The organism is Pseudomonas sp. TE24901, from assembly GCF_054058375.1.
In genome coordinates this window covers 61147-84427 of record NZ_JBSSAF010000010.1, presented here as the reverse complement: position 1 = coordinate 84427, position 23281 = coordinate 61147, and the positions used below count along the sequence as shown (strand labels likewise).

General features: G+C 62.1%; 23 protein-coding genes. 12 read left to right on the top strand and 11 right to left on the bottom strand.

All coding sequences use genetic code 11. The features are described from left to right. The 3 genes from ACVWVP_RS20525 to ACVWVP_RS20515 form a co-directional block, all read right to left on the bottom strand. Positions 1 to 891: a helix-turn-helix transcriptional regulator gene (locus ACVWVP_RS20525; protein WP_178922270.1), complete on the bottom strand. Its 891-nt coding sequence runs from the start codon at positions 889 to 891 to the stop codon at positions 1 to 3. A 186-nt stretch (positions 892 to 1077) separates the two neighbouring features. Beyond that, entirely contained in the window at positions 1078 to 3147 is a 2070-nt protein-coding gene (locus ACVWVP_RS20520) for a TonB-dependent receptor (protein WP_457407716.1), read from the bottom strand. Between the two features lie 100 nt (positions 3148 to 3247). After that, positions 3248 to 4102, bottom strand: coding sequence for an AraC family transcriptional regulator (locus ACVWVP_RS20515; RefSeq protein ID WP_259174851.1), 855 nt, complete (start codon positions 4100 to 4102; stop codon positions 3248 to 3250). A gap of 110 nt (positions 4103 to 4212) precedes the next feature. Here ACVWVP_RS20515 and ACVWVP_RS20510 point away from each other — a divergent pair, with 110 nt between their 5' ends. Continuing rightward, positions 4213 to 4623 (top strand): hypothetical protein, encoded by a 411-nt coding sequence (locus tag ACVWVP_RS20510; protein WP_457407714.1) that lies wholly within the window; start codon positions 4213 to 4215, stop codon positions 4621 to 4623. Between the two features lie 58 nt (positions 4624 to 4681). Here ACVWVP_RS20510 and ACVWVP_RS20505 read toward each other — a convergent pair whose 3' ends face one another. Continuing rightward, positions 4682 to 5029, bottom strand: coding sequence for a hypothetical protein (locus tag ACVWVP_RS20505; RefSeq protein WP_178922262.1), 348 nt, complete (start codon positions 5027 to 5029; stop codon positions 4682 to 4684). 104 nt (positions 5030 to 5133) lie between these two features. Here ACVWVP_RS20505 and glsB point away from each other — a divergent pair, with 104 nt between their 5' ends. Together glsB and ACVWVP_RS20495 are read left to right on the top strand one after the other, a co-directional pair. Next, positions 5134 to 6042, top strand: coding sequence for a glutaminase B (gene glsB, locus ACVWVP_RS20500; RefSeq protein WP_176995631.1), 909 nt, complete (start codon positions 5134 to 5136; stop codon positions 6040 to 6042). 106 nt (positions 6043 to 6148) lie between these two features. Then, entirely contained in the window at positions 6149 to 6619 is a 471-nt protein-coding gene (locus ACVWVP_RS20495) for a hypothetical protein (protein WP_457407713.1), read from the top strand. A gap of 214 nt (positions 6620 to 6833) precedes the next feature. On the opposite strand, the gene ACVWVP_RS20490 is transcribed toward ACVWVP_RS20495, so the two are convergent. The 4 genes from ACVWVP_RS20490 to ACVWVP_RS20475 are packed head-to-tail and all read right to left on the bottom strand — an operon-like array spanning position 6834 to position 10295. Continuing rightward, the gene (locus tag ACVWVP_RS20490; protein WP_457407712.1) at positions 6834 to 8102 is read right to left on the bottom strand and encodes an NAD(P)/FAD-dependent oxidoreductase; all 1269 of its coding nucleotides are present in this window, start codon (positions 8100 to 8102) and stop codon (positions 6834 to 6836) included. Further along, positions 8099 to 8851 (bottom strand): amino acid ABC transporter ATP-binding protein, encoded by a 753-nt coding sequence (locus ACVWVP_RS20485; protein ID WP_176995635.1) that lies wholly within the window; start codon positions 8849 to 8851, stop codon positions 8099 to 8101. Before ACVWVP_RS20485 ends, ACVWVP_RS20490 begins: the two co-directional genes overlap by 4 nt. After that, entirely contained in the window at positions 8848 to 9516 is a 669-nt protein-coding gene (locus ACVWVP_RS20480; RefSeq protein WP_178922253.1) for an amino acid ABC transporter permease, read from the bottom strand. The genes ACVWVP_RS20485 and ACVWVP_RS20480 overlap by 4 nt, the downstream gene beginning before the upstream one ends. Next, complete coding sequence (locus ACVWVP_RS20475; RefSeq protein ID WP_178922251.1) at positions 9513 to 10295, bottom strand: ABC transporter substrate-binding protein; 783 nt, start codon at positions 10293 to 10295, stop codon at positions 9513 to 9515. The genes ACVWVP_RS20480 and ACVWVP_RS20475 overlap by 4 nt, the downstream gene beginning before the upstream one ends. 216 nt (positions 10296 to 10511) lie before the next feature. On the opposite strand from ACVWVP_RS20475, the gene ACVWVP_RS20470 reads away from it, so the two are divergent. Continuing rightward, the gene (locus ACVWVP_RS20470; RefSeq protein ID WP_259174845.1) at positions 10512 to 11291 is read left to right on the top strand and encodes an IclR family transcriptional regulator; all 780 of its coding nucleotides are present in this window, start codon (positions 10512 to 10514) and stop codon (positions 11289 to 11291) included. Positions 11292 to 11411: 120 nt separating this feature from the next. Here ACVWVP_RS20470 and ACVWVP_RS20465 read toward each other — a convergent pair whose 3' ends face one another. After that, on the bottom strand, positions 11412 to 12656 hold the full coding sequence (locus tag ACVWVP_RS20465; protein ID WP_176995639.1) for a saccharopine dehydrogenase family protein: 1245 nt from the start codon (positions 12654 to 12656) through the stop codon (positions 11412 to 11414). A 28-nt stretch (positions 12657 to 12684) separates the two neighbouring features. After that, complete coding sequence (locus ACVWVP_RS20460) at positions 12685 to 13782, bottom strand: carboxynorspermidine decarboxylase (RefSeq protein ID WP_178922248.1); 1098 nt, start codon at positions 13780 to 13782, stop codon at positions 12685 to 12687. Positions 13783 to 13967: 185 nt separating this feature from the next. On the opposite strand from ACVWVP_RS20460, the gene ACVWVP_RS20455 reads away from it, so the two are divergent. From ACVWVP_RS20455 to ACVWVP_RS20420, 8 genes are all read left to right on the top strand, one after another. After that, positions 13968 to 14636, top strand: coding sequence for a DUF2268 domain-containing putative Zn-dependent protease (locus ACVWVP_RS20455; protein WP_178922246.1), 669 nt, complete (start codon positions 13968 to 13970; stop codon positions 14634 to 14636). A 1031-nt stretch (positions 14637 to 15667) separates the two neighbouring features. Beyond that, positions 15668 to 16687: a LacI family DNA-binding transcriptional regulator gene (locus ACVWVP_RS20450; protein ID WP_176995643.1), complete on the top strand. Its 1020-nt coding sequence runs from the start codon at positions 15668 to 15670 to the stop codon at positions 16685 to 16687. Continuing rightward, positions 16671 to 17675, top strand: coding sequence for an ABC transporter substrate-binding protein (locus ACVWVP_RS20445; protein ID WP_457407708.1), 1005 nt, complete (start codon positions 16671 to 16673; stop codon positions 17673 to 17675). The genes ACVWVP_RS20450 and ACVWVP_RS20445 overlap by 17 nt, the downstream gene beginning before the upstream one ends. Next, a complete protein-coding gene (locus ACVWVP_RS20440) occupies positions 17676 to 18494 on the top strand; it encodes an ABC transporter permease (protein ID WP_457407707.1) in 819 nt (272 codons plus the stop codon). Further along, a complete protein-coding gene (locus ACVWVP_RS20435) occupies positions 18491 to 19285 on the top strand; it encodes an ABC transporter permease (protein ID WP_259174840.1) in 795 nt (264 codons plus the stop codon). The genes ACVWVP_RS20440 and ACVWVP_RS20435 overlap by 4 nt, the downstream gene beginning before the upstream one ends. Further along, positions 19282 to 20313: an ABC transporter ATP-binding protein gene (locus ACVWVP_RS20430; RefSeq protein WP_176995647.1), complete on the top strand. Its 1032-nt coding sequence runs from the start codon at positions 19282 to 19284 to the stop codon at positions 20311 to 20313. The genes ACVWVP_RS20435 and ACVWVP_RS20430 overlap by 4 nt, the downstream gene beginning before the upstream one ends. A gap of 10 nt (positions 20314 to 20323) precedes the next feature. Beyond that, the gene (locus ACVWVP_RS20425; RefSeq protein WP_457407705.1) at positions 20324 to 21157 is read left to right on the top strand and encodes a phosphodiesterase; all 834 of its coding nucleotides are present in this window, start codon (positions 20324 to 20326) and stop codon (positions 21155 to 21157) included. 138 nt (positions 21158 to 21295) lie between these two features. Then, positions 21296 to 22615, top strand: coding sequence for an OprD family porin (locus ACVWVP_RS20420; RefSeq protein ID WP_457407704.1), 1320 nt, complete (start codon positions 21296 to 21298; stop codon positions 22613 to 22615). Between the two features lie 127 nt (positions 22616 to 22742). On the opposite strand, the gene ACVWVP_RS20415 is transcribed toward ACVWVP_RS20420, so the two are convergent. Continuing rightward, positions 22743 to 23192 (bottom strand): hypothetical protein, encoded by a 450-nt coding sequence (locus ACVWVP_RS20415; protein ID WP_178922232.1) that lies wholly within the window; start codon positions 23190 to 23192, stop codon positions 22743 to 22745. Positions 23193 to 23281: the final 89 nt, after the last annotated feature.

The window sequence follows — 23281 nt, the reverse complement described above, 5'->3', positions numbered from 1 at the left end:
TTATTCCAGCGCGCCGCGCCGGGCATCGCGCGGCAGTACGCCGTACTGTTTGCGAAACGCCACGCTGAAGTGGCTGATGTTGCTGTAGCCGAGCATCGAGGCGGTGTCGGTCACCCCATGGTGCTGCAGCAGCTGGCGCGCCTTGCCCATGCGTTCGCGCTGGAACAGCGCGTAGATGCTCACATCGAACATGGCCTTGAACCCACGCTTGAGCTTGAGCTGGTTGAGCCCGGTCTCGCGGGCCAGTTGTTCGATGGTGGGCGCGGCGCTGAGGTCCATCAGCAGGCGTTCGCGGGCGGCCAGCAGTTGCTTCTGTTCGCGCCGGGAAATCTGCTCGCTCTGGTCCTTGGGGTTGAAGGCCTTGAGGTGCCAGGCGAGGAATTCCAGGCTGGCCGAGTGCACCAGCAGCGGCGAGGCTGAATCATCCCCCAGCAGGCGTTCCAGGCGCAGGGCGGCGTCCTTGATGCGCTGGTTGCCGTGGGTGGTGTGCAGGCAGAAGTTGCCTTCGATGCTGTCGCCCAGCCGCTGGTAATCCTCGCCGGCCAGTTCGCTGAGGCGCTGGGGCGTGATGCGCAGTTCGAGGTTGCGATGGGCGGGGGCGAATTCCAGCTCGAAGCGTTCGGCGGGGGCGAAGCTGGTCATCAGTTGGTCTTTGCCCAGGTGCAGGCCTTTGCGGCCGACGCGCACGTCGATATCGCCGTTGAGCATGCAGCTGAAGTGCAGGTGAGGGTTGTCGTCGATGGTGCTGATGCGCACCGAGTCCGTGGCGTTGAAGGTCACCAGGGAGACTTCCAGGCCGGGTTGGACCACCTGGGTTCGCACGTGACAGCCGGGCGGGCCGGCCTGGGGCGCGGTTTCGTCAAAGAAGGTGGAAGCGCGAAGCTGGTACATGGTCGTCCTCGCAGGCAACCGCCCAGGAGACCTGGGCAGGGGGCAGACGGCTCGCAAGTGTCCTTGTTCCTGCGCGGGCCCCTGTTACGGAGAGGCCAGCGCATTGCCCGGAAATCCCTGCGAGCTTTCAAGATGGATCGCAGGCTATTACTAATCGTTCTCATTTGCAAGGTTGTAACGTTAGTCTCAGAACTCCATGCCCACCCGCACGCCCAGGGTACGCGGCTGTCCGGCGATGACCATGCCGTTGGCCATGGCGCGGGTGAAGTAGGTGGTGTCGCCCAGGTTCTTGCCGAACAGGCCGATGGTCCATTGCTTGAGGCGATAATCGATGTTGGCGTCCCACAGGGTGTAGGCGCCCTGGGACAGCGTGGCGTTCGGGTACAGATAGGATTGCCCCTGGCGCGTCAGGCCGGTGCCGACGGTGATGTGGTCGGTGGCCGCCCAGTCCATCGACACGCCGTAGCTGTGCTTGGGTGTACTCGGGAACTGCTTGCCGGAATAGTCCACCGCGCCACGGGTGTAGTCGTCGAACTGCGCCTCAAGCAACGCAGCATAGGCATTGACCTGCACCGACTCCACCGGACGCACCGTGGCGGTCAGCTCCAGGCCTTTGTTATGGGACTTGCCGGCGTTGCTGGTGGAGGTCTGGCCGCCGCCGTCCTCGACGATTACCTGCTGATCGCGCAGGCGGGTGTAGAACACGTCGGCGCCGACTTCCCACACCTTGCTCGGCGCGCGGTAGCGGTAGCCCAACTCGGCGTAGCTGCCGTATTCCGGGTGGTAGGCATCGCCAGCCGCGCTGGCGGTGGTGGAATAGGTATTGAAGCCGGACGCCTTGTAGCCGCGCGCCAGCACCAGGTAGGTGAAGTGCTGGTCGTTGGGGCTGAACTCCAGGCTGAAACGCGGCAGGGCCACGGTTTCACTGACCTTGCGGTCGTTGAACGATTCCAGGCTGGCGAAGCTGGTGTCGGGCACGCCGTCGCCATCGCTGTCGAACATGCCGCCCTGGGTGCTGCTCCAGTCCATGGTGCGACGGTTGTGTTCCACCCGCAGGCCGACGGCGGCGCGCCATTGCGGCTGGAAGCGCCAGCCCAGCTCGCCGAAGGTGGCCACGGTGTCACCCTCGACCTTGGCCTTGGTGGCGCTGAGGAAAGACGGGCTGAGGTCGAAGGTGTAGGGTGCGTCGCGGCGCACATGGGACAGGAAGCCGCCCACCAGCCAATCGATGTTGCCGTTCTGGCCATTGAGACGGGCTTCGCCGGTGTACTGGCGGGTCTTCATGTCGTAGCCGGCAGTGCCGCCAAAGATCGATTTGGGCAACCAGTAATCCCACTCGGTCTGGTTGGCGCCGACGTTGACCACCAGTTGCGTGTCATCGGCAAAGCGCTTGCGGTATTCGCCGGTGAACAAGGTGTATTCGGTGTTGTTGGTGCCGGCGTCGGTGGCGTTGGACTGGTACTTTTTCGCCAGGTCGCGGGTGGCGAAATAGTCGTTGTCGCCACGGGTGTTCATGTGGTGCAAGCCGAAGCGCCACTCGCCGCCGTCGTCGTCCAGGTGCAGCAACTTGATACGGCCGAAACCGCTGTCCCAGCCGGCTGTGTCGTGGCGGCCAAGGGTGGGGTTGGCGATCATGCCATCGTTCTTTTCGCCGCCGACGGTCACCCGTACGGCGGTGTTTTCAGTGAGAGGCAGGTTGCCGGTGACTTCGGCGCGCTGCTGGTTGTGGGTGCCGTATTCGAGCTTGACCTTGCCACCCGCGGTGAACTCCGGGTCTCGGGTGCGCAGGGCCACCAGGCCGCCCATGCTGTTTTGCCCGTACAGGGTGTTTTGCGGGCCGCGCAGGATTTCCACTTGGTCGATGTCGTACAGCTGGCCGAGCACCAGGCCATTCATGGGCACGCCGTCGATGTACACGCTGTTGCTGATGCTATCGCCTTCATCATCGGAAAAACCCAGGCCACGAATGGTCAGCGACGGCGTGTGCTGGGTGAACGTGCTGAAGTACAGGTTGGGTTGGCGCTGGGCCACTTCGCCAAGGGTGTCGAGGTGGCTGTCCTCGATTTTTTCGCCCTTGACCACGCTGACGCTGTTGGTGGTCTTGAACTGCGGCGTGTCCTGCTTGGTCGCCGTGATAACCGTGGCATCCAGCTCATCGACGGTTACATCGGCGGCCATCGCCGATTGCATCAGCGGCAGGGTGCAAGACAAAAACAAGGCACAGCGTACGGCTTGGGAGAGGGAAGAGCGTTCCATGGTGTCCACGCCTGAAGGAGAATGGCGCAAATGATACGGGTTCTCATTTTCCGCACTACCCGATTCGGGTCTTAAATCACCCGATTGCAGTGCAACGTAGCTAGCCTTTTGCCTCCTTTAGTGCAATGGTCGCGGGGGACGGCGCGTTCAGGGCCCCGGCACGGTCTGCCAGGTAACGCGCTGGCGGTTGTCCGACGGCCTTGCGGAACATAGTGATAAAGCCGCTGGCGTTCTCATAGCCGAGGTCCAGCGCCACCGTCTGCACGCTCTGGCCCTTGGCCAGGCGTTGCAACGAGAGGATCACGTGCAACTGCCGGCGCCAGCGGCCAAAACTCAGGCCCAGTTCCTCCAGCAACAGGCGCGTCATGCTGCGTTCACTCATGCCGATGCGCACCGCCCATTGGCTGAGCGTGGCCTTGTCGGCGGGCTCGGCCAGCAGGCTGTCGGCCAGGCGACGCAAACGCGGGTCCTGGGGCATGGGCAGGTGCAGGGCCTCGATGGGCGCGGCCGCCAATTCATCCAGCAGCGTGTTGATCAAACGGCCCTGGGCACCGTCCTCGTCATACAGCAGCGGAAAACTCACGGCCTTGCTGATCAGCTCATGCAGCAAGCCTGACACCGCCAGGGTGCAGCATTGCGGGGGCAGGGCGCAGGCGGCGTCGGGGTCGATCAGCAGGCAATAGACTTCGGCTTCGCCCGAGCCGCGGGCCGCATGGGAGACGCCGCCGGGAATCCACAGCGCGCACTGCGGCGGCACGATCCAGATGCCCGCTTCGATCTCGCAATGGATGACCCCGCGCAGGGTGTACAGCAGCTGGCCCTTGCGGTGGGCGTGCTGCGCATGCTCCCAGGCATCCGACGTGCTGGTGGCGCCCACGGCCACCACGGCGCGGGGAAATTGATCCGCATCCTTGACCATTGAGCGGTCATGCATTTCAAGACGGTGGTGTTTCATGGCGGGCATCACAGCTTGGCTGAATTGCGAAACAGTCTGGCTATTCTGTGCAATGCCGTCCAGTAGGTCGATCGCTATAGTGAGATCCATTCTCAACAAGGAGCTCTGCCATGCGACTCGACAGCACAACATTCCCGGTGGTGAAAATCGTTTTCGACGCTCCCAACGAAGGCGGCCCGGCTGACGCTTTCCTGGTCTTCGAAGGCCTCCTGGCCCGTCAGCAAGCCTTTGTGCTGCTGCATGAAAAAGCCGTGGATGAAAGCAATCACGAACACTCCCACGAAGAGCGCAAGCACGCGTCGATCTGGATGAAGAAAAACAAGCAGGCGCTGCGGGCCTACGTCAAAGGCATGATCCAGGTGGAGCCCAGTGCGGCCAAGCGCCTGGCCCTCAAGCCGTTTGCCGTGACCTTCGGCAAGGCCTGGGGCTACCCGCTGCTGGTGGTGGAGTCCCAGGACCGCGCCTGGGCGCTGGCGCGGGATGTACTGGATGAGCGGGTGTCGGATGTGGCGCATTTCTAAATAACACCACACGCGCTCTGTAGGCGCCGGCAAGCCGGCTCCTTCAGGTTGTGGTGGGTCAGTCCACGCAAATCGCACGGCCCAGCTTGCCTTTCTCCACGGTTGCCGAGCAGCCGAAGTGGCTATTGTCCACCTGGCATGCGCCGGTCACTGGGCCTTTGTTCGACTGGGTGGTGACGCTGGTCTGGCACTCGCCTTCGCACTGACTCGAATCGGTACAGGCCTTGCCTGCGTCCTTGTACGGCGTGATGCACTTCCAGGTCTGCAATTTGCCGACTTGCTTCATGCTGCCGCCACCGGCCAGGCAGGTAGAGGCTGCGGAATCCTGAGCGGGTGGCGCAACTGGTGGCGTAGCGGTGCAGGCGGATATCAGCAGCAGGGAGGCAAGGGCGAGTGGCAGTTTCATTCGGGAGGTCCTGAGTGCAGAGGTGGCGCGCATCTTAGCACTCGCTTCAGGTATCCTCCGCGCCCCGCTTATCACCGATTCAAAGACAGATGACAGGACAAGACATGCAGGCAATGCTTTCGTCGATCCTCGACGAAGTGCGCCCCCTGATCGGCCTCGGCAAAGTCGCCGACTACATCCCCGCACTCGCCGATGTGCCCGCCAACCAGCTCGGTATCGCCGTGTACGGCAACGACGGCTCGGCCTATTGCGCTGGCGATGCCGACACCTTGTTCTCGGTGCAGAGCATCTCCAAAGTGTTCAGCCTGGTGCAGGCCATCGACCATGGCGGCGAAACCATCTGGGAACGCCTGGGCCACGAGCCTTCCGGGCAGCCGTTCAACTCCCTGGTGCAGCTGGAGTTCGAGCGCGGCCGGCCGCGCAACCCCTTTATCAATGCGGGTGCGCTGGTGATCTGCGACATCAACCAATCACGTTTTGCCGTGCCGATTCTGTCGATGCGCGATTTCGTGCGGCGCCTGTCGGGCAACCCGCAGATCCTGGTCAACAGCGTGGTCGCCGACTCCGAAGCCCAGCACGGCGCGCGCAACGCCGCCATGGCCTACCTGATGAAATCCTTCGGCAACTTCCACAACGACGTGGACGCCGTGCTGCACAGCTACTTCAACTACTGCGCCCTGCAAATGAGCTGCCTGGACCTGGCCCGCGCATTCAGCTTCCTGGCCAACGAAGGCGTGAGCGCCCACAGCGGCGAGCAGATCCTCACCGCGCGCCAGACCAAGCAAGTCAACTCGATCATGGCCACCAGCGGGCTGTATGACGAAGCGGGCAACTTTGCCTACCGCGTGGGGTTGCCGGGCAAGAGCGGCGTGGGCGGCGGGATTGTTGCGGTGGTGCCGGGGCAATTTACGGTGTGCGTGTGGTCGCCGGAGCTGAATACGGCGGGGAACTCGCTGGCGGGGATGAAGGCGTTGGAGTTGTTGAGTGAGCGGATTGGATGGTCGGTGTTTTGAGATGAGATCGTTCCCACGCAGAGCGTGGGAGCGAGCTATTTCGCGCACGACATCAAACTGCCACTTTGCGCGGCTACGCTGAGGGCTACCCCCAAGGATATGCACCATGAAACGGACTTCTACTGCCTTCGCCTTTCTATTGCTGCTGGCGCTCGCCAGCATCGCATCTGCCGATATACCGGTGTCACCCGCCGCCCGTGATTTTGTCGCCAAACAGCACCTGGGCAAGAACCTGCCGCAGTTTGCACAAGTCTTGGCGAAGACGACGGTGACCTACGGGATGGTTGCCGAAAAGATCGGGCCGGCCGATGCCGGGAAGGCGCTCGATGAGCAAATCACGCAATTGTTGCCTAAGTACCAGCCATTGTGGGATTTGAACCTGGCTGAGGCTTACCAGCAATCGTTTACCGATGAGGAGATGGCGTCCCTCGCCGCCGAGGGGCGGGCCTCGAAGTACGCCAGCAAAGTGAGCGCCAAGCAGCAAGAAGTGAGTGATCGCATGCAGGCCAAATCAACGCCCGTTCTTAAGGCGTTGATCACAGATGCATTAGCGGCGTTGATGCACCTGGGTGTGTAGTCACCGAACCGTGCTGATCGATCAAGCCTGGGTTTTGCGTGGCTTCACGAACACATCCAGCATCAGCCACAGGCACCGCCGTTTGTTCGATAAATGCCGTGGCGGGCCCATTGCGCTGGCGCGAAGCAAGCCCACCACGATAAAAGGGGTCTCATCCTTGAGATCTGAAGGCCGCGAGCCTACGCCAGGTTTGTGACGAAATGATGAGCCAGGATCAGCTCACATTAAGCCGATCCAGCAGGCTGTACCACGCCACCCCCGCGCCGATGTAGAAGCGCTGCAACCCATGCATCGGCAAACGCTGCAACGGCGTGACCGGGTAGGCAAACTCCGCGCTGTTGTCACACAAACGCCCGGCCAATTGCTGCCCCAGGCTGGTACACAACGCGATGCCTCGGCCATTACACCCCAACGCCAACGTGAGCCCCGGCGCCGGTTCGTGAACGTGGGGCATGAAGTCCCGTGTGATCGCGATCCGCCCGGCCCAGCGGTACTCGAATTCCAATGGCCCCAACTGCGGAAACAGCAACGCCAATGAGCGCTCAAGGTGAGCAAAATCCGTGGGATCAGTGGGGTCGTTGAACAACCCACGCCCGCCCATCAGCAAGCGGCCGTGGCTGTCCTTGCGGAAATACAGCAACAGCCGCTGCGCAGTGGACACCGTTTCCTGCCCCGGCAAAATGCTCTCGGCCGCGCGCCCGCTCAACGGCTTGGTGGCGACGATAAAACTGTTGGCCGCCAGGATGCTCTGGGCCATGCCCGGCCACAGGTTGCCGCTGTAGCCGTTGGTGGCCAGCACCACGCGATCCGCCGTGACCTGGGCACCGCCAGCCGTCTGCAATTGCCAGCCAGAACCCTGGCGCTGCAAGCCCGTCACCGCACTTTGCCCATGAATCCGCACACCCGCCGCCAACGCCGCGCCCACCAGGCCGCGCGCGTAGGCCAAGGGTTGAATCGCCCCGGCGCGGCCATCGAGCCAACCACCGGCAAAGGCCTCGCTGCCCATGCGCGAAGCCACTGCTGTGGCGTTCAAGGCCTGCACCGGCACGCCACGCCGCGCCCATTGCTCGGCCCGTGCGTGCAACCCGGCCACGCCTTTTTCGGTGTACGACACCTGCATCCAACCCTTGCGTACTGGGGCGCAATCGATGCGGTGTTTTTCGATCAACCTGAACACCAGGTCGGCCGAATTCGACACGGTGGAAATCAACGGTTCGGCACGCTCTGGCCCGTACATCTGCACCAGCTGTTCCGGGTCGTATTTGAGCGTCGGGTTGACCTGCCCACCATTGCGCCCGGAAGCGCCCCAGCCCGGCTCGTTGGCTTCCAGCACGCACACACTCACGCCACGTTCGGCCAAGTGCAGGGCGGTGGACAGGCCGGTATAGCCGGCACCGACAATTGCCACATCGACCTTTACCGACTCACCCAGCGCCGGGGTTGGCACGGCCGCCGGAGCGGTCGCTGACCACAATGACTTCATGACAGGCTCCGCGTATCGCCGGTGGGGTGCAGCACGCGGCGCAGGAAGTCCTGGGTGCGCGGTTGCTGCGGGTTGCCCAGCACTTGCTCGGCCGGGCCGCTTTCGACGATGTAGCCGCCGTGCAGGAAGCACACGCGGTCGGCCACTTCCCGGGCAAAGCCCATTTCGTGGGTGACCACGATCATGGTCATGCCTTCGTCGGCGAGGGTGCGCATCACCGCCAGCACGTCGCCCACCAGCTCAGGGTCGAGGGCCGAGGTGGGTTCGTCGAACAGCATGGCTTCGGGTTTCATCGCCAGGGCGCGGGCGATGGCCACGCGTTGTTGCTGGCCACCGGAGAGTTGTTCCGGGTAGGCATCGGCCTTGGCGCTCAGGCCGACTTTTTCCAGCAGCACCAGGGCTTCTTCGCGGGCCTGCTGTACGGGTTCACCTTTGACGTACACCGGGCCTTCCATGACGTTTTCCAGCACGGTGCGGTGGGGGAACAGGTTGAAGCGCTGGAACACCATGCCCATGCGGCTGCGCAGGGCGTGCACGGTCTTGCTGCCGCGCTGCACGGTTTCGCCGAACACGTTGATGTGCCCGCCGTCATAGGCTTCCAGCGCATTGATGCAGCGCAGCAGGGTGGACTTGCCCGAACCCGACGGCCCGATCAGGCACACCACTTCGCCCTTGGCCACGTCCAGGTCGACGCCGTGCAGCACGCGGTGGCTGCCGTAGTGTTTTTGCAGTTGGCGAATCTCGATCATGCTTTTTTCCTCCGGCCCAGGTGCTGTTCCATGCGGCGCAGGCCATACACCAGCGGCAGGCTCATCAGCAGGTAGAGCAGGGCGACCAGGGTGTAGACGGTCATGTTCTGGAAGGTCGACGAGGCGATCAGTTGGCCCTGGCGGGTCATCTCCGCCACGGTGATGGTGGACACCAGGGACGAGTCCTTGAGCATCATCACCAGCGTGTTGCCATAGGGCGGCAAGGCGATGCGAAACGCTTGGGGCAGGATCACCCGGCGCATCATCAGCACCGAGCGCATGCCCAGGGCTTCGGCGGCTTCACGCTGGCCCTGTTCCACGGCAATGATGCCGGTGCGGAAGTTCTCGGCCTGGTACGCCGAGTAGGCGATGCCCATGCCGATCACACCGGCATAGAACGCGGTGAGGTGCACGCCCATGTCCGGCAGCACGAAGTAGATGTAGAACAGCTGCACGATGATCGGCAGGCCACGGATCACGTTGATGATGGTGCTGGCCGTCCATGACAGCGCACGGATCGGCGACAGCTTGAGCAACGCCAGCACCAGGCCGATGGCACTGCTGAGCAGGAACGACAGCACGGTGATCTGGATCGTCACCCAGGCGCCTTGCAGCAGGATCGGCAGGAAATCCTGGGCGTTTTGCAGGAACTCAGCCGGGTTCATGGGCGCACCTGGGTATCAAGTCCCCACTTCTTGAGGATGCTGTCCAGGGTGCCGTCGGCCTTGATGCTGGCGATGGCGCTGTTCAGGCGTTCCAGGGTTTGCGTGTCGCCCTTGCGCACCACCAGGCACACTTCGCCGACGTTGGTGGGCTTGTAATCGGCGGCCAGTTTCACGCCTTTGAACAGCTTCTGACGGATCTGGTACGCCACCACCGGCTGGTCGCCCACGGCGGCTTTAATGCGGCCCAGGGACAGGTCGCGAACCATCTCGCCGATGGAGTCGTAGGTGCGGATTTCCTTGAAGATGCCGAGCTTGTTCAGTTGGTCATAAAAGATCGTGCCGGCCTGCACGCCGACCACTTGGTCTTTGAGGGGCGTCAGGTCGGGGTAGCTGGCGTTGTCGTCGGCGTTGATGATCAGGCCTTCACCGTAGGCATACACCGGGGCGCTGAAATCGACGACCTTGGTGCGCTCCTCGGTCTTGAGCATGCCGGCCGAAATGAAGTCCAGCTTGCCGGAGGTGAGGGAGGGAATCAGCGCGGCGAAGTTGGTCTGCTCGATCTGGCTGGTAAATCCACCGGCCTTGCCCACGGCCTCGGCCACGTCGACCATCACCCCCTGAATGCTGTTGCTCTTGATGTCGAGGAAGGTGAACGGCGAACCACTGGCCGTTGCACCGACTTTGTACGAGGACGCACTTTCTGCGTGCACGGCGGTGACACACAGGGCGGCACAGAGACCGAAGGCGAGGCGGCGAAACAAGGGCGAAAGACTGTTCATCGGGTTACTCCAGAAGGAAAACGGAAAGTCAGTACCGCAAGCGGCTGCCGATGAAAACGCAAGCTCTGTGCCATTTCGATTGTTAAAAATCGTATAGCGCTTTATAAAATCGACAAAATGAACTGTTCGTATCGATATGCGATATTTAGTGGTCTATTTTTGTAATTTGCGGTAGAAATATCGCCACGCCTGAGCCACCTACGCCGCGAGTCCGCCATGTCTGAAGAACGCAACAGTTTGCACAACCAATCCCTGGAAAAAGGCCTGTCGGTGCTCAAGGCATTCAGCGCACAGCGCCGCAGCATGAGCCTTGCAGAGGTGGCGGAGGCGGCCGGCATGACCAAAAGTTCGGCCCAGCGCATGGTGTTTACCCTCGAAAGCCTGGGTTACCTTCGGAAACACTCGCGCACACGGCATTACCAACTCACCCCACGGGTTCTGGAGCTGGGCTTCAGCTACCTGGATGCGCATTCGTTGATTGAAGTGGCCAACCCGTTTCTGTCGGAACTGACCCGGCTGACCGGCGAAACCTCGTGCCTCACTGAGCCTGCGGGCTACGACATGACCTATATCGCGCGATTCGTCAGCTCGGGGTTTGTGCCGGTGCACATGCCGATCGGCTCGCGGGTGCCGATGTATTGCACGGCGTCGGGGCGTGCGTATCTGAGCGCGCTGCCGCAGGAAGAGGCGCTGGTGTTGATCGAGCACAGCCAACGTATTGCCCACACCAGCCAGACGCTGACGGACGTCGAGCAGATTCTGGAATCGTTGCAACAGGTGCGCGAGCAGGGGTATGCGGTGAATGGCCAGGAGCTGTTCCTGGGTGACATGACCATCGGCGCGCCCGTGCTGGGTGCCAATGGCCGACCGGTGGCGGCGGTGCATGTGGTCGCGCCCACCAGCCGCTGGACTCGGGCGGATGCAGAGAAACAGTTGGCGCCGGCGTTGTTGCAATGTTCGAGAGCGTTGAGTAACTCGGCCCGGAACCTGGAATAATCGATATTCAAAATCCACTGGAGATCCAAATGTGGGAGCTTCATTGGCTTTGAGATTCGTGTGAGCCCCAAACAAAAAATGCGCCCCGTGGGGCGCATTTTTTTGGTCAGCAATTGCCTATCAGGCAGTCGCATCCCACGCACGATCACCGTGCTCGTCCTTGATGCGGGTCGGCAGGCCCATCACATCCAGCGCCTTCAGGAACGGCTCGGCCGGCAGTTCTTCGACGTTGGCCATGTGCTTGACATCCCACTCGCCACGGGCAACCAGCAGCGCAGCGGCCACCGGTGGCACGCCTGCGGTATAGGAGATGCCCTGGCTGTCAGTTTCAGCGAAGGCTTCTTCGTGACATGCCACGTTGTAGATGAACATCTCATGCGGCTGGCCGTCCTTGGTGCCTTTGACCAGGTCGCCGATGCAGGTCTTGCCGGTGTAGCCAGGGGCGAGCGAAGACGGGTCGGGCAGTACGGCCTTGACCAGTTTCAACGGCACCACTTCCAGGCCTTCGGCGGTGGTGACCGGCTTCTCGGAGAGCAGGCCGAGGTTCTTCAGCACGGTGAACACGTTGATGTAGTGTTCGCCGAAGCTCATCCAGAAACGCACGTTGGGCACGTCGAGGTTTTTCGACAGCGAGTGCACTTCATCGTGGCCGGTGAGGTAGAGGTTCTGCGAACCGACAACTGGCAGGTCGTCAGTGCGTTTGACTTCGAACATGGTGTTGCTGGTCCACTGGCTGTTCTGCCAGCTCCACACCTGTCCGGTGAACTCGCGGAAGTTGATTTCCGGGTCGAAGTTGGTGGCGAAGTATTTGCCATGGGAGCCGGCATTGACGTCGAGGATGTCGATCGAATCAATGCGGTCGAAATGCTGTTGCTGCGCCAGCGCGGCATACGCGTTGACGACACCCGGGTCGAAGCCCACGCCAAGGATGGCTGTGATGTTCTTCTGTTTGCACTCTTCCAGGTGGTTCCATTCGTAGTTGCCGTACCACGGCGGGGTCTCGCAGACCTTGCCCGGCTCTTCGTGGATGGCGGTGTCGAGGTACGCAACGCCCGTGTCGATGCAGGCACGCAGGACCGACATGTTGAGGAACGCGGAACCCACGTTGATGACGATCTGCGAGTCGGTCTCGCGGATCAGGGCCTTGGTCGCTTCCACGTCCAGGGCGTTCAGCGCGAAGGCTTGGATGTCGGCGGGAACCTTGAGGCTACCCTTGGCCTTGACGCTGTCGATGATGGCCTGGCATTTGGAGATGTTGCGCGACGCGATAGCAATACGACCGAGTTCGTCGTTGTGCTGCGCGCACTTGTGGGCCACCACCTTGGCGACACCTCCTGCACCAATGATAAGAACGTTCTTTTTCAATTGCTTTATCTCTCCTTTATCCGCCAGCTTACGAAAGGCTGGACAGGTAGTCGTCGTAACCAAATTCACGAACCACCTCGACAGTACCGTCGAGTTGTTTCACTACGATGGACGGCATTTTCAGGCCGTTGAACCAGTTTTTCTTGACCATGGTGTAGCCTGCGGTGTCGATGAACGACAGCCGATCGCCGATGGCCAGCGGACGATCAAATTGATACTCGCCGAAGATGTCCCCGGCCAGGCAGGATTTGCCGCACACCATATAGGTATGTTCGCCGTCGCTTGGCGCCAGCTTGGCGTTGAGGCGATAGATCAGCAGGTCCAGCAGGTGGGCTTCGATGGAGCTGTCTACCACGGCCAGGTTCTTGCCGTTGTAGAGGGTGTCGAGCACGGTGACTTCCAGGGAAGCGCTGTTGGTGATCGCCGCTTCGCCGGGCTCCAGGTAGACCTGCACGCCGTACTTCTCGGAGAACGCCTTGAGGCGGGCGCAGAACGCGTCCACGGCATAGTCTTCACCGGTGAAGTGGATGCCGCCGCCGAGGCTGACCCACTCGACCTTGTGCAGCAGCGCGCCAAAGCGTTCTTCGATCACACCGAGCATCTTGTCGAACAGGCTGAAGTCGCCGTTCTCGCAGTTGTTGTGGAACATGAAACCGGAGATCTGGTCGATCACGCCTTCGATCTTCACCGGGTCCCATTCGCCCAGGCGGCTGAACGGGCGCGCCGGGTCGGCCAGCAGGTAGTCGGAGCTGCTCACCTGCGGGTTCACACGCAGGCCACGGGTCTTGCCTTCGCTACGTTCGGCAAAACGCTGCAGCTGGCTGATGGAGTTGAAGATGATCTTGTCGCAGTTATCCAGCATCTCTTCGATTTCATCGTCGGCCCAGGCCACGCTGTAGGCGTGCGCCTCGCCTTCGAACTTCTGGCGACCGAGCTTGAGCTCATACAGCGACGACGACGTGGTGCCGTCCATGTACTGTTGCATCAGGTCGAACACCGACCAGGTGGCAAAGCACTTGAGCGCCAGCAACGCCTTGGCGCCGGACTGCTCGCGCACGTAAGCAATCTTCTGCATGTTGACCAGAAGCTTCTGTTTATCGATGAGGTAGTACGGCGTTTTGATCATTTTTGAGAGCCTGCGGCGGTGCCTGCCAAAAAAGGACACGCATTGTGCCCGCACTTGGATCGAATCGAAAGGTTAGCGGGCGGATTTTGCTGCCCTGCTTTTAAACTGACCTATGGATATGACAGCTCAACGGTATGATGGGCCGCTCCAGTGACATAAACCGGTTGGGACGACGAGAGGTGAGAATGGACGCTTGGACACTTCATTGGCTGGAGGCTTCGGGCTCACTGGTCGAGCAGCGCGGTCAATTGACCCTCGCATTCGAGAACGCCTACCAGGCCATTTCCCGCTGGATGCCACCCCCTCGGCTGGATGTACTGATCCAGCGACTGCCCGGCGAAACCCTCGCCGAACTCGGCCTGGTGGGACGCGCCTATCGCAGTACGATGTTCTCCATGACCCTGGACCCTGACAATCCAAACTTTGCTGCCAGCCTGCGCGACGGCGCGATGCTTCGTCACATCATTCATGAGGTGCATCACTGCCTGCGCATGGCGGGCCCCGGGTATGGCTGGACGCTGGGCGAAGCACTGATCAGCGAAGGCCTGGCCGGGCAGTTTGTGCGGCACGTGTTGGGCAGTGAGCCAGAGCCGTGGGAGAGGGCGCTGAGCCTGGAAACCTTGCAGGCGGATCCGGTGGATGCGAGTGACCTGGCAGCGACGTACTACGATCACAGCGCGTGGTTTTTTGGCACGGGCGACAAGCCGAGGTGGCTGGGCTATGCGCTGGGGTATCAGATGGTGGGGCGATGGTTGGCAACTGTCGGTACGCCCGATGCGGAGGGGTGGGTGAACGTTTCGGCCCAAGACATACTTGCAGTCGCTTTCAAGGAAGGCTTGGTGTTCCATCCCTGACCGCGTTCCCTGTGGGAGCTGGCTTGCCTGCGAAATCGATGGCACAGCCAATAGAGGTGCCACCTGACCCACCGCCTTCGCAGCCTCGCTGGGGCTCGACAACTCCCACAGGTGACCGAGTCCATCCTTTGAAATGCGGTCGAATGTGGGAGCTGGCTTGCCTGCGAAAGCGGCGGTACAGCCAATAGAGACGTCGCCTGACCCACCGCCTTCGCAGCCTCGCTGGGGCTCGACAGCTCCCACAGGTGACCGAGTCCATCCGTTGAAATGCGGTCGAATGTGGGAGCTGGCTTGCCTGCGATAGCGGCGGCGCAGCCAATAGAGACGTCGCCTGACCCACCGCCTTCGCAGCCTCGCTGGGGCTCGACAACTCCCACAGGTGACCGAGTCCATCCTTTGAAATGCGGTCGAATGTGGGAGCTGGTTTGCCTGCGATAGCGGCGGTACAGCCAATAGAGACGTCGCCTGATCCACCGCCTTCGCAGCCTCGCTGGGGCTCGACAGCTCCCACAGGTGACCGAGTCCATCCGTTGAAATGCGGTCGAATGTGGGAGCTGGCTTGCCTGCGAAAGCGGTGGTACAGCCAATACAGATGTCGCCTGGCAAGCCGCCTTCGCAGCCTCGCTGGGGCTCGACAACTCCCACAGGTGACCGAATCCATCTTTTGAAATGCGGTCGAATGTGGGAGCTGGCTTGCCTGCGATAGCGGCGGTACAGCCAATAGAGACGTCGCCTGACCCACCGCCTTCGCAGCATCGCTGGGGCTCGACAATTCCCACAGGTGACCGAGTCCATCCGTTGAAATGCGGTCGAATGTGGGAGCTGGTTTGCCTGCGATAGCGGTCTTCCTGTGCCGGATGTGCTGCCGGACACATCGCTATCGCAAGCAAGCCAGCTCCCCCATTGGATCTCCTCTTGGCGGCAGAGGGTGTCGTTGCTGATTGCCATCAAACTGTCATCTTCTCACCACTGGACTGCCACATTCCCTCGCTACTGTCCTCGCCAATGAGATCGATCTCAAGCGAGTGACAATGACTGACTTGAAAGACGTTGCACGGCTGGCTGGCGTATCCCGCGCTACCGCCGCCCGTACCTTTGCTTCTCCCGACCAAGTGCGCCCGACCACCCGTGAGCAGGTGTTCGCTGCCGCCCGTGAACTGGGGTTTCGCCCCAATCTGCTGGGTCGCCAGTTGCGCCTGCAAACCACCCAGTTGATCGGCGTGGTGGTGCCCAACCTGCTCAACCCGGTGTTCGCCGAACAGTTCCAGGCCATGGAGCGCGCCGCTCGGTTGCGTGGCTACAGCCTGTTGCTGGCCACTACCGACTACAACAGCGAGCGCGAGAGCATCGTAGTGGAAGAGCTGCTGCGCCAACGGGTCGACGGCCTGGTGCTGACGGTCACCGATGCCGAAAGCAATGCCGTGCTCAGCAGCCTGAACACCGAACAAACCCCGTTCGTGCTGGCTTATCACCAACCGAGCAACCCCAACTACAGCGCCGTGTCGGTGGATAACCGTGCCGGCATGGCCCTGGCCACGCGTTATTTGCTGGAGGCCGGGCACCGCCGTATCAGTATGGTCGCCGGCCCCGCGTTGCAATCCGACCGGGCGCGCCTGCGCTACGCCGGTTACTGCGACGCCATGAACGAATACGGCCTCGACAGCCGCCCGGTGATCGAAATGCCGGCCCACACCCAGGCTGAATTCGCCGCGATCGAACCCTTCCTGCAAGGTCCGGATGCGCCCACCGCGCTGGTGTGTTCCAACGATTTCCTGGCCATCAGCCTGATCGCCGAACTGCGCCGCAACCGCTGGAACGTCCCCGAACAACTCTCGGTGATGGGCTTTGACGGCATCAGCCTTGGCACCCAAATGCACCCGACCCTGTGCAGCGTGGTGCAGCCCATCGCGCTGCTCGCCAGCACCGTGATTGACCAGTTGCTGGCGCAGATCGCCGGCAACGACCCGATTTCCCATTGCCTGCCTTGCCATATCCGGCCGGGCGACAGCACCCAACCCCATGAGGAGACGCCTGATGCGCGCGTTCAGTAAAACCCTGGCAGCCGTGCTGCTGTGCGGGGCCGCCAGCCTGGCCCAGGCTGCCGAAACCGCTATCTGCTACAACTGCCCGCCCGACTGGGCCGACTGGGGCACTCAGCTCAAGGCCATCGCCGCCAGCACCGGCGTGCAGGTGCCGCTGGACAACAAGAACTCCGGCCAGTCTCTGGCGCAGTTGGTGGCCGAAAAAGCCGCGCCCGTGGCCGACGTCGTTTACTACGGCGTGACCTTCGGCCTGCAAGCGCAGAAGGCCGACGTGGTGGGCACCTACAAACCCAAGGCCTGGGACCAGATTCCTGCTGGTTTGAAAGACCCGGCCGGCCACTGGTTCGCAATCCACTCCGGCACCTTGGGCATCATGGTCAACGTCGATGCGCTGGGTGGTTTGCCGGTGCCGCAAAGCTGGGCCGACCTGCTCAAGCCTGAGTACAAAGGCATGGTCGGCTACCTCGACCCGTCCAGCGCGTTTGTCGGCTACGTCTCGGCCGTGGCGATCAACCGCGCCATGGGCGGCGACCTGGACAACTTCGCGCCGGCCATCGACTACTTCCAGAAGCTGGCGAAAAACGCCCCCATCGTGCCCAAGCAAACTGCTTATGCGCGGGTGCTGTCGGGTGAGCTGCCCATCCTGGTGGACTACGACTTCAACGCCTACCGCGCCCGCTACAAGGACAACGCCAACGTCGCCTTCGTGATCCCCAAGGAAGGCAGCATCAGCGTTCCCTACGTGATGAGCCTGGTGGCCAACGCACCGCACCGCGCCAATGCCGAGAAAGTCCTCGACTTCGTATTGTCGGACGAAGGCCAGGCACTGTGGGCCAAGGCCTATCTGCGCCCAGTGCGCGCGATGAAAATGCCGGCTGACGTGGCGGCACAGTTCCTGCCCGATAGCGACTATGCCCGCGCCGGCGTGGAGGACTACGAAAAAATGGCCGCCGTGCAGGAAGCCTTCGCCGCCCGTTACCTGAACGAGGTCAAGTAAGTGGCCGCATCGGCAAGACAGGCAGCCTGGGCCTTGGCCCCGGCCTTTGCGGTGCTGCTGGCGTTCTGGCTGTTGCCGCTGGCGCACCTGGTGGTGCTTGGCGCCGAGAGCCGTGACGCCAATGGCAGCGGCTATTGGCAGGTGCTCAGCAGTGCGCAGTACCTGGGCAGCCTCGGGCAAACCTTGGTCCTGGCCGTGGTGGTGACGCTGGTCGCGTTGGTGATCGGCGGCATCAGCGGGGTGTTCCTCGCCCGGCACCAGTTCTTCGGGCGCTCGGCATTGGTCGCGTTGCTCACCTTTCCCTTGGCCTTTCCCGGCGTGGTGGTGGGCTTCCTGGTGATCCTGCTGGCCGGTCGCCAAGGCTTGCTGGCTTCACTGGGCCTGCAACTGGCCGGTGAGCGCTGGATCTTCGCCTACTCGCTGGCAGGACTGTTCGTGGGCTACCTGTACTTCTCGATTCCGCGGGTGATCCTCACGGTGATGGCGGCGTGCGAGAGCCTCGACCGCAGCCTGGAGGAGGCCGCGCACTCCCTGGGCGCCGGGCTTTGGCGCGTGGTGTGCGACGTGATCGTGCCGGGTTTGGCGCCTGCGTTGGCGTCGTGCGGGGCGATCTGTTTTGCCACGTCCATGGGCGCCTTCGGTACGGCCTTTACCTTGGGCACGCGGCTCAATGTCACCCCGGTGGCGATCTACAACGTGTTCACCAACTACGCCAACTTTGCCGTCGCCGCTGCGCTGTCAGTGGTGCTGGGCGCGGTGACCTGGGCGGTGCTGCTGCTTACCCGGCGCCTGGTGAAAAACGCGGGGACTGTGCTGTGAAACGTTCATCGCTGTTTGTGATTCAACTGCTGTTCACCTTGCTGGTGTGCGCCTTCATGCTGGTGCCGGTGCTGATGTCGTTGCTGGCCGGTTTGACCCGCAACTTCTTCGTGGGCCTGTCCAGCGGCTTGACCTTCGACTGGCTGGTCCAGGTGTGGCAAGCCTATTCGCCCACTGTGTGGCTGTCGCTGCAACTGGCCCTGGCCTGCGCGGTGTGCGTCTGCGTGATCGGCGTACCGGCGGCCTACGCCCTGGTGCGCATGAACAACCGCTTCAGCCGCGCCTTCGAAGAGTTAATGGTGCTGCCGGTGGCCATGCCCGGCTTGGCCAGTGCACTGGCGTTGCTGTTGACCTACGGCCAGTTCGGCAGCTTTCGCAGCAGTTGGCTGTTCATCCTGGTCGGCCATGTGCTGTTCACCTTGCCGTTCCTGGTGCGCCCGGTGATGGCGGTGATGCAGCGCCAGCAACTGCCGGTGCTGGAAGAGGCGGCGGCCAGCCTTGGCGCGGGGCCGATCAAGCGCTTTTTCAGCGTGGTGGTGCCCAACTGCCGGGCCGGGATCCTGGCCGGTGTGTTGATGGTGGTGACCTTGTCCCTGGGTGAATTCAACCTGACCTGGATGCTCCACACGCCCATGACTAAGACGTTGCCGGTGGGCCTGGCCGACAGCTACGCCTCGGCGCGCCTGGAAATCGCCAGCGCCTACACCCTTATTTTTTTGCTGATGATCGTGCCGCTGCTGATTGCGCTGCAGGCCATCAGTGCCCGTTTGTCCCGTGGAGAGCGTCGATGACCGCTATCACTATCCGCCTGCAAGGCTGTCGCAAGGCGTTCGCCGACGGCACCGTGGCCGTGCATGACTTGAACCTGACCGTCGAAGGCGGCGAGACCCTGGCGATCCTGGGCCCGTCCGGCTGCGGCAAGACCACCACCTTGCGCCTGATCGCCGGCCTTGAGCGCCCGGACGTCGGCCAGGTGCTGTTTGGTGATCAGGACGTGACCCGCCTGCCCATCGAGCGCCGCGACGTGGGCATGGTATTCCAGAACTACGCGCTGTTTCCCAACCTGGATGTGGCCGGGAACATCGTCTACGGCTTGAAGATTCGCGGCATGGCCGCGCTGGAGCGCAACAAGCGCTGCGATGAACTGCTGGAACTGGTGGGCTTGCAGCACCATGGCAAACGCAGCATCCATGAACTCTCCGGCGGCCAGCGCCAGCGGGTGGCGTTGGCCCGCGCCTTGGCCCCGCGCCCGAAAGTGTTGTTGCTGGACGAACCCCTGGCGGCCCTCGACGCACAACTGCGCGAACGCCTGCGCAGCGAGCTCAATGAGCTGCTGCGTGGCCTCGGCATCACCTCGGTGTTCGTCACCCACGACCAGGGCGAAGCCATGGCCCTGGGCGACCGCATCCTGGTGATGGAGCAGGGGCGTGTCGCGCAGTTGGCCAGCCCGCGGGAGATCTACCAGAAACCGGCCAATGCCTTCGTCGCAGGCTTTGTCGGCAACCTCAATGCTTTCCCGGTGATCGCGTCGTCGGCCCATGGTTTGAAAGTCTGCGGCGGGGAGCTGCCGTGGCATGCCGCCGAGCGGCCCAGCACGGTGTATTGCCGCCCCGAACACCTCAAGGTGATGGAGAGCGAAGGGCACCTGCACGGCCACCTGCTGGCGCAGTTCTTCCAGGGCGCGCAGAGCCGTTTACTGGTGGAGGTGGGCGGCCCGCAACCGCTGCTGGTGGACAGCAGCGACAACCAACTCTACGCCGTCGGCGCACCGATTGCCCTGGCGATTGCGCCGCATATGTTGTTCACCCTGAATGCCTGAGACTCTATTTGTGAATCGTCCGTTTATCGTTGCGCAGATCAGCGACCTGCACCTCAAAGCCGGCCAACGCCTCACCTATGGTGTGGTCGATACCTTGGGCGCGCTGCGCCGTGCCGTCGACCATTTGAACGCCAGTCACCCACGACCCGACATCGTGGTCATCAGTGGCGACCTGGTGGACTTCGGCCGTGCCGATGAATACGCCGTGCTGCACCCTGAACTCGCACGCCTGCACATGCCGTGCTACCTGGTGCCAGGCAACCACGACACGCGGGGGCCGTTGCTTCACGCATTTGCGGATCACGCCTACTTGCCAGCGTCGGCTGACGGCCCGCTGGACTGGGTGGTGGACGAACATCCGCTGCGCTTGATCGGCCTGGACTCGACCATCCCTGGTGGCCACGGCGGCCAGTTGCTCGACAGTCAATTGCAGTGGCTCGACGAACAGTTGGCGCTGCGTTTCGACGCGCCCACTTTGCTGATCCTGCACCACCCGCCGTTTATCAGCGGCATTGGCCATATGGACCGCGAACCCTTTATCAACGCCGCTGCCCTGGAGCGTGTGGTCGCTCGTCACCCGCAGGTGGAGCGCCTGCTCTGCGGGCATTTGCATCGTCCGATGCAGCGGCGTTTCGGTGGCAGCATCAGTTGTGTGTGCCCGGGCACCTCGCACCAGATCGTACTCGATTTGCAGGATGCAGCCCCTGCGCATTTCAACCTGGAACCGGCCGGTTACCTGCTGCACCGCTGGGATCAATCTCAAGGGTTGATCAGCCACAACGCGGTGTTCGGGGACTACCCGGGGCCGTACCCGTTTTATGACGCTCATGGATTGATTGACTAGCCGTTTACGGAGGTCCACTTCGCACAACTAAGTCGTTGAACGTTAGTTAACGCACCGGCCAACCCGAGTTTGGCCGAGTGCTTTCTGCTGCCCATTTTTTGCGCCCGGAACTTGAATTCCGCGCTGGAGCTCGTCCTGATGAAAGCCACTTTGAATGTATTAAGCGTATTGACCGGTACGTTGGGCGTGGCCCTGAGCCCCTTGGCCTCGGCTGACTTCCTGGGGGACAGCAAAGCCAATTTGAACATGCGCAACTTCTACTTCAACAACGATAACCGTGACGGTGCGGCGGCACCGTCGAAGACTGAAGAGTGGGGCCAGGCGTTTATCCTCAACTACCAGTCGGGCTTTACCGACGGCACGGTCGGCTTTGGCCTGGATGCGATCGGCATGCTCGGCGTGACCCTCGACAGCGGCGCCGGGCGCCATGTGGGCAGTTCGATGATCCCCAACGATGACGGCAAGGCGGCAGACAGCTGGGTCCGTGGCGGCGCAACGGCCAAGGCGCGTTTCGCCGGGAGTGAACTGCGCTACGGCTACCTGCGGCCGAACTTGCCGATCCTGGTGAGTAACGATGGCCGCCTGTTGCCGCAGTCGTTCGAAGGCGGGCAGATCACCAGCAAGGACATCGACAACCTGACCCTGATCGGCGGCCAGCTGCAACACACCACCGGTCGAGGTTCCAGCGACCGCAGTGGGTTGGCGGCGGCGGGCGGCACTCAGGAAAGCAACAAATTCAACTATGCCGGCGCCGATTACCAGGTGACCAAGGACCTGATGGTCCAGTACTACTACGCCAATCTTGAAGACTATTACCAGCAGCACTTTGCCGGGTTGATCCACGTGTTGCCGCTGGGTGATTACGGCTCGTTGAAAACCGACCTGCGTTACTTCAAGACCACCTCCGACGGCAAAAACAGCAGCGCCGCCGGGCGGGCCGAAGGCTACAAGTTCAGCGGCTATACCAAGAACGGCACGGGTGAAATCGACAACAACACCTGGAGTGCGGCGTTCATCTACTCCCTGGGTCCGCACGCGATTACGGCGGGTTACCAGCAAGTGTCGGACGACAGCAACTTCGCCCAGCTCAACCAGGGTGGTCTGGTGAACAAAGGGGAGGGCGGTTCCAGCCTCTACCTCTACACCGACCGCACCGTGCAGACCTTCATCCAGGCCGGCGAGCGCACGGCGTTTGCGCAATACGCCTACGACTTCGTCGCACTGGGCCTGCCGGGGCTCAAGGCGTCGGTGATGTACCTCAAGGGCGACCACATCCTCACCACCGCCGGCAACAACGCCAGCGAGTGGGAGCGGGATATCTCCCTGGATTACGTGGTGCAGAGCGGCACGTTCAAGAACGTCGGGTTTGGCTGGCGCAACGGCGTATCGCGCAGCGACGTCGCACGGGACCAGGACCAGAACCGCGTGTTCGTGAGCTACTCGATCCCCCTGCTATAAACCCGATCTTTGTAGTGAGCGAGCTTGCTCGCGCCGCGCCAGCCCAGACACCGCCCGCTCACGGGAGAATCGGGTGCCTGGGACAACGCGGCGCGGGGCGAGCCCGCTCACTACAAGCCCCGTGTGCTTAGTCGCTGCTGCTGCCCAGTAGAATCCAGCGCTGTCCTTGCGCGTGAATATCCAGGGCGAACTCCCACCACACCGGATAGCCCGGATGACCTTTGGCCAAGTAGAACTCATGGATTGCATCGGCCTGGTGAAGATGAACGCCTTGGGTCAATTGCTCCACCAAGCCGATGATTTCTTCGCGTTTATCCGGCAGGTCAATAGGGCCTCCACCTGAGTCGCCCACAAACAAGAACGACTCAAGCATGAGTGCGCGCGCGTCCTCGGCACTGATTGGCGCACTGCGAGTGACTTCGCAGGATGAACTCACCGTTTGCTTGAGCGCTTCAATCAACGGTTGCTCAGTACTCAATGGACCATAACTGTCCACCGAAACCATGTAGTTGTAGCCGTAAAGAAGATGTTCGAGCCTGAGTATGTATTCAGGTCTGTTGTCGTTTATTACCTGCATCCCGTTTCCCTTTTCAGACCCGCCTCCGTTAATACACCAGGCGACCTAAACAGGCCAGCAATAGCGCCAGGCAACCCACGCCAAGCAGA

What these genes read in the sequence shown, in the direction of transcription:
- ACVWVP_RS20470 (WP_259174845.1), top strand. Translation starts at nt 10,512, where the DNA reads ATGTCTGAAGAACGCAACAGTTTGCACAACCAATCCCTGGAAAAAGGC.
- ACVWVP_RS20495 (WP_457407713.1), top strand. Translation starts at nt 6,149, where the DNA reads ATGAAACGGACTTCTACTGCCTTCGCCTTTCTATTGCTGCTGGCGCTC.
- ACVWVP_RS20415 (WP_178922232.1), bottom strand. Translation starts at nt 23,192, where the DNA reads ATGCAGGTAATAAACGACAACAGACCTGAATACATACTCAGGCTCGAA.
- ACVWVP_RS20480 (WP_178922253.1), bottom strand. Translation starts at nt 9,516, where the DNA reads ATGAACCCGGCTGAGTTCCTGCAAAACGCCCAGGATTTCCTGCCGATC.
- ACVWVP_RS20445 (WP_457407708.1), top strand. Translation starts at nt 16,671, where the DNA reads ATGCGCGCGTTCAGTAAAACCCTGGCAGCCGTGCTGCTGTGCGGGGCC.
- glsB (WP_176995631.1), top strand. Translation starts at nt 5,134, where the DNA reads ATGCAGGCAATGCTTTCGTCGATCCTCGACGAAGTGCGCCCCCTGATC.
- ACVWVP_RS20510 (WP_457407714.1), top strand. Translation starts at nt 4,213, where the DNA reads ATGCGACTCGACAGCACAACATTCCCGGTGGTGAAAATCGTTTTCGAC.
- ACVWVP_RS20455 (WP_178922246.1), top strand. Translation starts at nt 13,968, where the DNA reads ATGGACGCTTGGACACTTCATTGGCTGGAGGCTTCGGGCTCACTGGTC.
- ACVWVP_RS20505 (WP_178922262.1), bottom strand. Translation starts at nt 5,029, where the DNA reads ATGAAACTGCCACTCGCCCTTGCCTCCCTGCTGCTGATATCCGCCTGC.
- ACVWVP_RS20485 (WP_176995635.1), bottom strand. Translation starts at nt 8,851, where the DNA reads ATGATCGAGATTCGCCAACTGCAAAAACACTACGGCAGCCACCGCGTG.
- ACVWVP_RS20525 (WP_178922270.1), bottom strand. Translation starts at nt 891, where the DNA reads ATGTACCAGCTTCGCGCTTCCACCTTCTTTGACGAAACCGCGCCCCAG.
- ACVWVP_RS20430 (WP_176995647.1), top strand. Translation starts at nt 19,282, where the DNA reads ATGACCGCTATCACTATCCGCCTGCAAGGCTGTCGCAAGGCGTTCGCC.
- ACVWVP_RS20460 (WP_178922248.1), bottom strand. Translation starts at nt 13,782, where the DNA reads ATGATCAAAACGCCGTACTACCTCATCGATAAACAGAAGCTTCTGGTC.
- ACVWVP_RS20450 (WP_176995643.1), top strand. Translation starts at nt 15,668, where the DNA reads ATGACTGACTTGAAAGACGTTGCACGGCTGGCTGGCGTATCCCGCGCT.
- ACVWVP_RS20520 (WP_457407716.1), bottom strand. Translation starts at nt 3,147, where the DNA reads ATGGAACGCTCTTCCCTCTCCCAAGCCGTACGCTGTGCCTTGTTTTTG.
- ACVWVP_RS20475 (WP_178922251.1), bottom strand. Translation starts at nt 10,295, where the DNA reads ATGAACAGTCTTTCGCCCTTGTTTCGCCGCCTCGCCTTCGGTCTCTGT.
- ACVWVP_RS20490 (WP_457407712.1), bottom strand. Translation starts at nt 8,102, where the DNA reads ATGAAGTCATTGTGGTCAGCGACCGCTCCGGCGGCCGTGCCAACCCCG.
- ACVWVP_RS20420 (WP_457407704.1), top strand. Translation starts at nt 21,296, where the DNA reads ATGAAAGCCACTTTGAATGTATTAAGCGTATTGACCGGTACGTTGGGC.
- ACVWVP_RS20515 (WP_259174851.1), bottom strand. Translation starts at nt 4,102, where the DNA reads ATGAAACACCACCGTCTTGAAATGCATGACCGCTCAATGGTCAAGGAT.